Here is an 11,952-nt window from a genome sequence, read left to right on the forward strand (position 1 = left end):
CCTCTGCGAAAGACATTCAGACAGCATGAGCGCTGAATGACCGCACTACGATTCATCTGCATCTAACGCGTCCGCTTTCCGGTTCCCGAGCCGCCACTATCCCGCAGCCCACGGGTTGCGTACAATTCAAGATTTGCGGCGGCCATAGCCCAGGGGAGACGCCCGGTCCCATTCCGAACCCGGAAGCTAAGGCCTGGCACGGCGATGGTACTGCACCCGACAGGGTGTGGGAGAGTAGCCCGCCGCCGCACCACACTTCACAAGGGGAGCGCCCGCAAGGGCCGCTCCCCTTTTCCCGTATCCGGGCCCCCACGGCCGGGCCCACACGATCCGCCCGGGGCCCTCCCGCACATACCCGGAAACCACACCAACCGGGCTCCCGCCACAACACGACAACCAGGGAACGATTCTGCCGCACTCCAATAAACACCGCAATCTCAATTAATTTTGGTTGGCAAAGAAGTTTTTAATTCCGTATTCGAAACCATCTAGCAGGAACTTTGCCGCATCTTCTGAGATCTCCGCATGTGGAACAAGCGCATCAAAGACATGGAACGCGCCGGGGAAGACACGGAACCTCGTTTCTACACCGGCTGCGGTCAGACGATTCATATAGGTGACTGTTTCATCATGGAACGGCTCGATATCGCCTACGTAGCTCAGTGTCGGCGGAAGTCCGCTTAAATCTTGAACCCTGGCTGGAGCAGCATATGCCGGTACGGCGGCGGTGACTCTGCGCTTTCCCAGATACATATTCCAACACAGACGATTTGAAGCGGTGTTCCAGACAGGAGCATCATTGTCGCATGAGCTTGGAGTTTCCCGGTCGTCCAGCATGGGGCAAATCGGTACTTGGAACGCGATATTGACGTCCTTTCGGTCTCGTGCCAAGAGACTGACCGCGGCTGTGAGATTGCCGCCTGCGCTGGCTCCTGCGACAATCAATTGATCTGAGCGCACGCCCAGCTGCTTGGCATGGTCTTTCAGCCAGAGCAAAGTCCAATAGCAATCCTCAAGGGCCGCAGGATACGGCGCTTCGGTGGATTTGCGATAATCGGGAGCGACGAGAACTGCATTGGTGGCATCCACTATCTTTTGAAAATAAAAGGCCTCGAGTTCGGGGAATTCAAGGGCGAATCCTCCGCCGTGTATCCACAGGATGCCGGGTGCCGGAGCAAAAAACGAATCTGTATTGAACGTTTTGTCAGCAAGTTTTGCCTTTGGCCGATAGATGCAGATACGAAGATCGGTTCCGTCCGGTCTGCGCAGATGCCGCTGTTCATAATGCAAATGGGTGTAGTTGACGCCGTTCAGCAGATGCGTCACACGATTCGCCCAACGTATGGATGTGGGCGTGAAATATGGCAAAACCCGCCGGATTATTCTTCCGGTGCTGCGAAGTTCCAGGTCAATCATCTCGTCGCTGACATGTGCCATCGCCCATCTCCTATCTGTCACCGAAGTAGCTGAAAAATCGAAGTAACTCAAATCTTAATTCAAGCGTCTGCTAAATAAAATGTTGTTGTTGCTGTCGGTGACAATTAATTTCTTCAGAAAAGTTAGTCGTTATATTTTATTACCTGATTTAAAGTGGTTTAATGGCCTTACGCCCTAATCGGTAAGAAGTTGAAAACGGGTGCTGTTTTCGGTTCTGTAAAAGGTCAAATTCCGCTTTTCTGCAGGAAAGTAAACCAAACGCTTTCAGACAACGAAAACGATATAAAAATGGAGAATAAATCCTAGCCCTTCAATAGTGATATTTTTAATTTCTACAGACGTTTAAAACAGGATGCATAAATTATGTAGAATCTCACAAAAGGTTGAAATTTCGGGCTTCAATACCATAAAAAAATTTAAAAAACAAGTCTTTTTTTCTTTCTTGTTTTCCTTTACTCTATTTGGAGACACAACGACACAATAGTGTCGCGTAACAGAGTGAAGCGGAGCGCCAATGCGTGCGAAGACAAGGCTGACCAAGTTTGTGGCACTGTTGCCACTGTTGGCGGTAGTGGCGATGATTGCGTCGCTACTGGTCCCGCAGAACCCAACAATTCCGGCGGATAGGGAATCTTCGAATGTTGTAAGCTCGAATATTTCTTATGATTCGGATGGCCGAGTCGAATCAAATCAGCTAGTGCAAAGTAATCAAACAGCTGCAGAGCGAGAATACTCCGATGAGGAAGTGTCGAATCAAAATCAATTACAACTTGCTGGTTCAGTGGTCACTGCTGGTGTTTCCCGAAACGATGCACAAGTACGAAATCATTCAAGCATCGGGAATTCTGTTTCGCGAGTGCGGGCTGCGGTTGATACGCCCGTAACGACTAATGGTGCGAATACGGTCGAGAGGCAGGTTCGATTCAGCGGGTCGGTTGCTGGGGCTGAAATGTCGCAGGCTCAGGTCGGAGATTTAGGTCATTTCATACGTTCTGTAGTGGACGTGGTTACTGCGGGTGCTGCCACGTCGCAGGGTCAGGTGATTGGCGGGAATCAGGGTTATTCGGTACGGACTGCAGCGGACACCGTTACGGCGGAAGATGACAATTGGAGCGGGGTGGCCAAAGACTTGGGCAAGGGACTTGCGCAGGTCAATGGGACTTATGCTTCTGGGGACAGGACCACGGCCGCCTCGCAGATGAGCGCGGTTTCGACCAGATATACCGCTTCCAATTTCAGTCGTGCGGTGCAGGAAACTCTGGGCGCGGATCGTCAGCAAAATGAGATGAACCAGTTCCAGTCTGTGCAACAACTGACGTATAGCGACGGGCACGGTGCCGATTTGGCCGCGCAAATCGGTACGCTTTCCAACGAACTTAATGCGGCTGCCGGGCAGCTCGATGCCAGCCCAAATCTCGCCAAGCCCAAGGCATATGCGGCTCAAATCGAGAAGACGGTCAAGGAACAGCGCAAGGTTCTGCAGAAGAACAAGAAAACCAAGTTCTACGGCAAGGGGAACCGTACTTGGCTTGAGGTCGCCGGACAGATGGGCAAGGTCATCGACCAGGGCGTTGCCGCGGCCAAAGCCGGGAATGGCGAAAAAGGCGCCGACAAGGTCAACGAAGCCTATTACCAGTACTATGAAAAGCTCGGTTTCGAGAAGAACGTGATGAACGCGATTTCCGGCTCGCGCGTCTCCTATATGGAAAGCTGTTTCAAGGAACTGCGCAAGGCCATGGTGCGCGGGGATGCACCGGCCGGTATCAAGAAGCAGGCCGATGAGCTCAAGGCCAACCTTAACGTCGATGCCAAGAAACTCGACGGCGGAGCCGAAGATCAGGTCAACGGTGCCACGAAATTCGCCACCAGCTCAATCGGGCAGTCGTTCCTGATTTTGGTGCGCGAAGGGCTCGAAGCGCTGTTGGTGGTCGCCGCCATCATCGCCTACATGCTCAAAAGCGACAACAAGAAGCTCGTGAAGTGGATTTATCTCGGCGTGGTCGTCGGGTTGCTGGGCTCGGGGCTGATGGCGGTGCTGTTCGCGGTGTTCTTCAACGGCAACGGGCCGCAGCAGGAGAACATGGAGGGCGTGGTCGCGCTGATCGCGATGTGCATGCTCATCTACACCAGCAACTGGATGCTTTCGAAATCCGATGCCGACGCGTGGCAAAGCTACATCGGAAGCAAGGCGAAAAAGGCCGTTTCTGATGTGTCCGCTGCAGATTCGCTGACGTTCGCCGGCGTGGTGTCGCTCGCGATGCTGAGCTTCCTGGCCGTCTTCCGCGAAGGCGCCGAGACGGTGATGTTCTATCAAAGCGTCTACTCGATGACGAAGGATTCGAAGGGCATGTGGATTGGCGGGTTGGCGGCCGCGGTCGTACTGGTTCTTGTCTTTGTGCTGATTCGTTTCACTTCCGTGCACATTCCACTGCATCCGTTCTTCCTGATCACCTCGGCGCTGCTCGCGGTTTTGGCTGTGACGTTTGCCGGCGGCGGCGTGCACTCGCTCATTGAAGGCGATGCCATCAACGGAACCTATCTGGCGAGTATGCCGACCAACGAATGGCTCGGGCTTTACCCGTATACCGAAACGATTGTCGCGCAGATTATCGCGGCCGTGGTGATTATCGCGTTGTTCGTCGTTTTCGGGATTCACAAGCATCACGAAAAAATGATGAAAGCTGTGGAATCGGCTCATTCCGCTGGAACCATGGTATAGACGTGGCTTTGGGAAAACGAGATGAATTCGTCATACGGATTCGCTTGGTATATCCCTTTTATAAACATTTGATAATAAATATTCCAAAATAAACAGGAGAAAATCATGAAGAAGAACAAACTGACCGGTCTGCTGACCGCAGTCGTCGCCGGTGCGCTCGCGTTCTCACTCGCAGCGTGCGGGTCGAACGGCTCGGGCTCTGCTTCCGGCGACAAGGGCAAGTCCAGCTCGTCGTCCTCGCAGAACGCGCAGAAGAAGGCCAACAGCAACGGTGCGAAGTTCGAGGAGATTCCGATCGGGCACGACCAGCAGATCTTCCCGTTGAACATCGCGACCGTTTACTTCCAGCCGGTTGATATGTATCCGCAGGGAATGGGACTTTCGGCGGCCGAATCGAACCTCCACCTGGAGGCCGACATCCATGCGCTCAAGGACAACAACCTTGGCTACGGCACCGGCGACTTCATTCCGAAGCTCACCGTCAAGTATCAGATTCAGGACAAGAACGACCCGAACAACAAGCAGGACGGCACGTTCATGGAGATGAACGCCGACGACGGGCCGCACTACGGCGCCAACATCAAGCTCGACAAGGCCGGGCAATACAAACTCACCTACACCATCTACAGCCCTGAAACCAATGGCTGGACGCTGCACGTCGACCCGGATACGGGCGTCAAGGGCCGCTTCTGGACGAAGCCGATTGTGGCCAGTTTCGATTGGAATTACGTCGTGCATCAGTGGTGACCAACTGACGTGGTGGAGGAAGGCATACTTGCTTCGGAACCCTTACCGGCCAAACCGTTAAGCGGACAGCCCTGTGGGCTGTCTGTAGGTTTGGTGAGCGCGATGTATCGAGCGCGAAGGCAAAATCTCTGATTTTGCTTAGGCCGAGCTTTATTCCTCAGCAAGCATGCCTTCCTCCACCACTCAACGGTAACTAGATGCAAAGCGACTGGAGCGGATAAAAAATAGTTTTGCGTAGTTGCGGATGTTTTTTAACCTACGTAACGCTTAGCTCGCAAAGATTTAGTAGTTTGCGTTTACTTCGTATTGCTATGTCATTTAACTAATTGCCAATGCTAATGATTCATTGGTTGAGTAGTTGTCTGGGAATATGCTTGCTGAGACATAAAGCTTGGCCTACCGGCCTGGAGGGTGTCGAAGCAAGTATATTCCCAGACAACTGCGTCAGTTGATTCCTTGGTAATGAGATAAAAGCTAGCTAATTACGGTTGGCAAGGATAAGGATTCGAGAAAATGCTCGAGGAATTTGTGGGGGCGCTGCCGGGGATGGTGGCGCCGGCGCTGCTGGTGATGACACTGAGCGTGCTGCTCGGGGTCGGCGAGGGGCGCGATAGGCCGGTCAGTCGACAGTGGCGGCTCTATGGGTTGATTGTCGGGATTGCGGCGGCGCTGATTTTTACTATGCTACGCGTGCTGGTCATCGTCGACCGGCGTTCTGGGGTCAATCTGCCGGTGCTCATTGGGTGCGTGGTCTGCGATGTGTTGATACTCGCGATTATGGCCTGCTCCAAAGGGCTTGTGCGCGACTGGCATGAGCATCCGGTCCGGCTGCATGTAGCCAACGCGATTTCGGCAATAGGCATTGCGTTGACTACGTTCTTTGCCTCGCAGGATGTCTTTATGCAGCTGACCAGTTTTGTGGAGACCGGCGAATCCCCGTTTACCTCCAAGATGCTGTTGCGTGCACTCGGCTTTGTGCTGGGCATCGCGACGGCCGTCGTGGTGGCGGCGATTTTCCGTACCATGCGTACCACGGCGGTACGTGGCAGCTTCCTTGCGGCTTCAATGTTGATGCTGCTGATTTTGCTGGTTCGCCATTTGACGCAACTTTGCTCGCTGCTGATGTCGATGATGTTTGTCGAATTCGACGGGACCGCATTTAACGTGCTGATTGTCGCGGCGAATAATGACATGAATTTGGTCATCGCCTCGGTGCTGGTCTTTATCATCCCTGTTATCGCTTCGATTGCGGCCGGCTTCCGTACGCCGCTGGCCGGTGCCAATGATGCCGTCGTTCGTGAGCACAAAGCGTTCCGGCGCCGCGCGAAAGCGGCCGGCGCATGGAGCCTGATCGCCATGATTGTGGTGACGTTCGCCCTGACCGCAGGTGTGGCCAAAGTCCATGAACAGCCGACACTTTCGCCGCCGGAAGGATATTCGCAGCACAACGGCATCGCGACCATCGCCTTCAACAAGGTGGACGACGGCCACCTGCACCGCTTCCAGTACAAGGCCAAGGACGGCACCGTGATGCGCTTCATCATCATCAAGAAGAACGGCGGTTCTTACGGCGTCGGGCTTGATGCATGTATGACATGTGGAGATGCCGGCTACTACGAAAAGGACGGCAAGATCATCTGCAAACGCTGCGGCGTAGAGATGAACGTCGCGACCATCGGCTTCAAGGGCGGTTGCAATCCGATACCGTTCCCGTTCGAGGCGTCGCACGGCAAAATCACCATCCACACCTCCGATCTCGACGCGCTGTCGAGCCACTTTAAGGAATAAGGCGGGCGATTATGGCGAAATCTACGCATGTGAAGACGAAACCGCCTCTAAACCTACGGCAAATACGAGTTTCTATTGGTTTAAAGGCAGGGAATTGCAATCGTGCTCCTAACCCTCACGGAAGTGCGCATAAAAACAGGGTTAGAGGTATGAACGCGATTATTGCTGAAGGGAGAGCGTGATGTTTCTGCTGAGAATGGTATTCCGCTCGTTTTCGCGGCAGCTCAAGCGGCGATTGCTGATTGCGGTGACTGTGTGCCTGTCGGCCACGATCTGCGTGGCGATGCTCGGCGTCGTCTTCGATGTGGGCGACAAACTCAACGCCGAACTGTCTACTTATGGCTCGAATATCGTGGTCAAACCCAAGGCCGACGCGGTGGTGTCGGACTTGTACAATACCGCCGACGCGGGTAACGGTGCACAAGACGCGGACCCGACTTCGTTCCTCAAGGAATCGGACGTGCCCAGCATCAAAACGACGTTCTGGGCGTTCAACATCACCGATTTCGCGCCGGAACTCAACGTGAACGCGACCATCGACGGGCGCAACGTGCCGGTGACGGGGACGTGGTTCAACAAGAAAGTGCCGCTGGCGACCGGCGAAAGCGTGATCGCCGGGGTCAAAGGCATGCGTTCGTGGTGGAAGGTCGACGGAGCCTGGGCCAAGGACGGTGCCGGAGCCGCAGGAACCGGCAAAGTCGTGGCCGCTGGTGACACCAATAAAACTGCTGGCGCAGATGAGCAGGGTGACAAAGGCCAATCCGGAAGCTCCATGAATATGGCTATGGGAGGCGACAACGGAAAGCAAGCCGCTGATGCCAATTCTAAGAATGTTCAGAACGATGCGGCCGGTGTCGGCTCCAAGAACGCTCCGAAAAGTAGAAATACGGCAGATTCTACGAGTGCGGATGGTGTCGTTCAAGGCATGATGGGCAAGGACCTGGCGAACGCCACCCATACCAAAGTCGGGCAGACCGTTACAGTTTCCAAAGTTGCGGCCGATGGGCAGCACCGCAGCCAGCGCGTGCGGATTGTCGGGATTTTCGATTCCGGCGACAACGATGCCAATGGCATGTACATCCCTTCATGGTCGGCGCAGCGGCTTGCCGATTTGCCGGATTCCATCGACAAAATCGAGGTCAAGGCGCTCACGACCCCCGAAAACGATTTGGCGCGCAAGGCCGAAAAAGACCCGGCGGCGCTGAGCCAGGAGGAATGGGAGACCTGGTACTGCACGGCTTATCCGTCTTCGATTGCCTATCAGATCGAGGAAGTGATGCCGGGGGCCGTCGCCAAGCAGGTTCGGCAGGTTGCGGCGCTGCAGGGCGATGTGCTGCACAAGACGCAGGCGATGATGATACTGATGACCGCGCTGAGCTTGATTGCAGCAGCTATCGCCGTGGCCAATCTCATGGCGTCTTCGATTGGTGAGCGTGGTTCGGAACTGGCGTTGCTCAAGGCCATCGGGGCTACAGACGGTGCGGCTTCGAGGCTGATGCTCACTGAAACGGCGGTGATTTCGCTTATCGGCGGCTTGGTCGGCGCGGGACTCGGCTCACTGCTTGCGCAAGTCATTGGCCATGTCGTGTTCGGCTCGGGAGTAGCGATGCGGCCGATGGTGTTTGTGCTGGTGTTCGTCCTGTTGGCCGTGACCATTCTGATTGCTTCGTTCTCCTCGATTCGTTCGATTCTGCATTTGCGTCCGGCGGAGGTGCTGCATGGCCGCTGATCGCAATGGGCTCGGAGCGAGCGTGATGGTAAAGAGGCAAAGATGCGGGCACGACATGTGCGAGGCCGGTTTTTCGTCGATGCCGATAGTAACGAAAGGAGGACGGCATGAGTGACTTGAAACGGAACGATGACAGCAAAGGCGTCTATAAAAATGACGGCGCGAACTCCGATGCTTGTGTGGAAAGTAATGCAAATATCTCTGCGGGTTCTGCTGACATTTCTATCGAGCGTCCGATGACGAACCGGCGCATGTTCTTCCGCATGTTGTTTAGTGCGGTGTTTCGGAGGCGCTCGCGGGCGATGATGGCCGTGGTTGCTTCCCTGGTGGGCGCGGCGACGCTGTTCTGTCTGGCGGCGATCTGCGTGGCGGTGCCGCAGCAGATGAACGAGGAAATGCGGGCTTATGGTGCCAATCTCATTATTACGCCGACCCAGCGGACTGTGGCCGGGAAGGCCGTCGATGGCGCTCATAATTCCGGCTCGGTGGATGGGGGTGTCGGAACGACGACAGGCTCTAATGGAGCCGATAGAGCCAACTGGTCCGGCGACGCAAACGCGACTAATGAGAAAAATAATGCAGACAGTGTAAATGTCGCGGATTCCGGATTCGACCAGAAAACCGTGGCGGCGCTGAACTCGACGGTCAGAAACGCTGGTTCCGAGCGTTCGGCCGCGTATCGGTATGAGAATACTCGTATCAATTCGTTGCCGTTCGTGGTGGCGGGTATCGATCCGCACGATGTGAAGGCATTGAACCATCACTGGAGTGTGGAGGGCAAGTGGCCGTCGGACGGCGGGGTCATGCTCGGGCGCGACGCGGCCACCAAGCTCGATGCTAAGATCGGCTCGACCATCATCATCAAATACAGTCCCGGCAAAAGCGTTGCTGCCGCAACTACTGGTGAGACTGGTGGTTCCAGTAACTCCGGTTCGGGAAGTGAGAGCTCAAGTTCGCAGGGCTTTGCGAATGGCAACGGCAATAGCGGTGGCTCAGACAGCGGTTCTTCGGAATCGACAGGTGGCAATTCCTCCGGGCACGACATGTCGAATATGAAGGGCATGAAAATGTCCGATTCGTCGCATGCCGATACTGTGCAGCAAGGTATGACCGACGCGACGGCGAAGGACAAGCTGGGCAAGGCATTGGACAGTATGTCGGCAGAGGCCAAGACTCCCGATATGACGGGTATGGATATGTCGGGTAAGGACACGCACGACATGGCGAATATGCTAGGCATGAAGATGTCGGCCAAGGGTTCTGGTTCCGTCAATCTTGCACAATGGAAATCATCGGGAACAATGGGTGTTGGAAAGGCAGACAATCATTTTGGTTCCGCAACGCCGGCGGGATGGAACTTGGCGGGAATGAACGTCGGAAAGGCGGATAATCGTTCCGGCTCGGTCCAACTGGCGGAATGGAAGCCCACCGCTCCCAACGCGGGCGGGATGGAATTCCGGGTGGACGGCATCGTCGACACCGGCGGCAGCGAGGACGATATGGTTTATGCCAACAACCTCGACGTCGACAAACTCACCGGTTTCGAGCGGGGTGCGGATGTGGTCGAATTTTCCGTTGATACCTCTGACGCAGAGTTGAGCAATCTCGTCAGTAGCGTCAACAAGAAAGCTTCGCTCAACGCGAAGGCACAGAAGGTCACGAAGATTACCTCGTCCAACGTTCGCATCATCACCATGCTGCAGACGCTGTTCTGGATTGTCACCGTGGTCGTGCTCGTGCTGACGCTCGTCGGTGTGGGAACCACGATTTCGTCCATCGTCTCGCAGCGACGCAACGAAATCGGCTTGCGCAAGGCACTCGGCGCCTCGTCTCGCGACATCGCGGTGGAGTTCACCGTCGAAGCGGCGCTTTACGGGTTGATTGGCGGATTGTTCGGTACGGCCATTGGCTATGTGCTCGCGCGTGCATTGAGCGCTTCCGTTTTCGGACAGAAGCTTTCTCTCAACTGGCCGCTGGCGCTCGCCTCTGTGTTGGTAAGTATGTTGGTTGCGGTGCTTGCGTCGCTGCCCCCGGTGCGCAACGCGGTGCGGATCGATCCGGCCGTGGTGCTGCAGGAGGAATAGCAGTATGAGAGCATTTCATCTTGTAGGAACAAGTGAAGCAGCACGGAAGTCAACAAGGCAGTCTTTATTAAGTCCGTGCTGTGCTTTATCGGTAACTGAAATCTCAAAAGGTTGGAATTCCGTGGTTCCTCTTGTTGGTGAAGTAGTCTTTGGCAGCAGAGAAACCGATAAAGTATCATTCGCTTTTTCCGTGCTACGCATTCACAGGACTAACACCGGAATTCCGTTATTTACGCTTTCCGTGCTACGGGACCGAATTCGTTGGCCGAATGCCGGTCCTGAACACGATGAATTTCCCAATGATAAAGCTATTGATAATGCCGATACGGACTATCGGAAAGCGACAAAGCCCGATTATTGGCACGAAAGAACAAATTTTAGTAATGAGTGAAAGGAGTGGCTATGCTGCTCGAACTTGATCATATTTCGAAGATCTACGGCGACCTTCACGCGGTGGACGACCTCAGCCTCACCGTGCCGGCGGGGCAGTGGCTCGCGGTCGTGGGCTCGTCCGGTTCCGGCAAGACCACGCTGATGAACATCATCGGCTGCATGGATTCGCCGTCCAAGGGTTCGGTGACGCTTGAAGGCCGCGAGCTCAACGACTTGAACGCCACTCAGCTGGCCGACGTGCGCAAGAACGTCATCGGTCTGGTCTTCCAGAAGTTCTACCTTGTGCCGCACCTGACCGCCGTCGAAAACGTGATGGTGGCGCAGTACTATCATTCGGTGGTCGACGAAAAGGAGGCGCTTGAGGCGCTTGACCATGTGGGCTTAAAAGACCGTGCGAAGCATCTGCCCAGCGAGCTTTCCGGCGGCGAGCAGCAGCGTGTGTGCATCGCCCGTGCGCTGATCAATCATCCCAAGTTGATTTTGGCCGACGAGCCCACCGGCAACCTGGACGAGAAGAACGAGAAAATCGTGCTTGACCTCTTCCGTGAGTTGCATGAGCAGGGAACCACCATCATCGTGGTGACGCACGACGCGTTGGTCGCCTCGTGTGCGCAACGCGAGATCATGCTGAACCACGGTGTGCTGGTCGGCGAGCAGTGGAACGATCAAAAGGCGCGTGAGGCTTACGAAGCAGCGGGAGGCAAACCAGCCTCCACCGGCGCGCAAGTCGAAGGCGCCCAGCAAGGCGATGCCCCGATTTCGTTCGCCAACCCGACGAAAGCTGCGAAAGTCCAAGGATAACGGAATAAGGCAATTTCGACTTGTAGCAGCTTGAACTTCAATTCACCGGTTTACAGGAAACGCTAGGTGTGGCTTCGGGCTTGCGATTGTACCCTTTGCGTGACATGGCAGATACTTGCCGTCGAAAACGTTGTGGGCTATTTCAGGAATTTCAGGTTGGACGAGCCATGGGTAGGGGCTGTGTAAGGGACTTCGGAATGAGAATGATGCTATGCTGCTGTTTGTTCTTGCTCAATTCAATGTTCGGGTGCGAC

The 11,952-nt window shown here is 55.0% G+C and carries 7 protein-coding genes, 1 rRNA gene and 2 pseudogenes; 9 read left to right on the forward strand and 1 reads right to left on the reverse strand.

Translation table 11 applies throughout. The annotated features are described in order from the left end of the window. Positions 1–134: 134 nt before the first annotated feature. Positions 135–251, forward strand: a 5S ribosomal RNA gene (gene rrf, locus OZX67_RS00650). A 190-nt stretch (positions 252–441) separates the two neighbouring features. Here rrf and OZX67_RS00655 read toward each other — a convergent pair. Then, the gene (locus OZX67_RS00655; protein WP_277143196.1) at positions 442–1,437 is read right to left on the reverse strand and encodes an alpha/beta hydrolase; all 996 of its coding nucleotides are present in this window, start codon (positions 1,435–1,437) and stop codon (positions 442–444) included. A 949-nt stretch (positions 1,438–2,386) separates the two neighbouring features. Between OZX67_RS00655 and OZX67_RS00660 the strand changes: the two genes are divergently transcribed. From OZX67_RS00660 to OZX67_RS00695, 8 genes and pseudogenes are all read left to right on the forward strand, one after another. Then, a complete protein-coding gene (locus OZX67_RS00660; protein ID WP_277143198.1) occupies positions 2,387–4,156 on the forward strand; it encodes an FTR1 family protein in 1,770 nt (589 codons plus the stop codon). A gap of 105 nt (positions 4,157–4,261) precedes the next feature. Continuing rightward, positions 4,262–4,903 carry an iron transporter gene (locus tag OZX67_RS00665; protein WP_277143200.1) on the forward strand — a complete coding sequence of 214 codons (642 nt, stop codon included), beginning with the start codon at positions 4,262–4,264 and terminating at the stop codon, positions 4,901–4,903. Positions 4,904–5,416: 513 nt separating this feature from the next. After that, positions 5,417–6,691, forward strand: coding sequence for a Fe-S-containing protein (locus OZX67_RS00670; RefSeq protein ID WP_277143202.1), 1,275 nt, complete (start codon positions 5,417–5,419; stop codon positions 6,689–6,691). Positions 6,692–6,872: 181 nt separating this feature from the next. Further along, positions 6,873–8,420, forward strand: a complete 1,548-nt coding sequence (locus tag OZX67_RS00675) for an FtsX-like permease family protein (RefSeq protein WP_277143204.1) — start codon at positions 6,873–6,875, stop codon at positions 8,418–8,420. A gap of 236 nt (positions 8,421–8,656) precedes the next feature. Beyond that, positions 8,657–9,154: pseudogene (locus tag OZX67_RS00680) on the forward strand (hypothetical protein); the annotation flags it as partial. A gap of 711 nt (positions 9,155–9,865) precedes the next feature. Further along, positions 9,866–10,504, forward strand: a pseudogene (locus OZX67_RS00685) (FtsX-like permease family protein); the annotation flags it as partial. 4 nt (positions 10,505–10,508) lie between these two features. Further along, the gene (locus tag OZX67_RS00690) at positions 10,509–10,895 is read left to right on the forward strand and encodes a hypothetical protein (RefSeq protein WP_277143206.1); all 387 of its coding nucleotides are present in this window, start codon (positions 10,509–10,511) and stop codon (positions 10,893–10,895) included. Between the two features lie 11 nt (positions 10,896–10,906). Continuing rightward, positions 10,907–11,698, forward strand: a complete 792-nt coding sequence (locus OZX67_RS00695) for an ABC transporter ATP-binding protein (RefSeq protein ID WP_277143207.1) — start codon at positions 10,907–10,909, stop codon at positions 11,696–11,698. The last annotated feature ends 254 nt before the right edge of the window (positions 11,699–11,952 follow it).

This window comes from Bifidobacterium sp. ESL0728 (genome assembly GCF_029392015.1).
Taxonomy (GTDB): Bacteria; Actinomycetota; Actinomycetes; order Actinomycetales; family Bifidobacteriaceae; genus Bifidobacterium.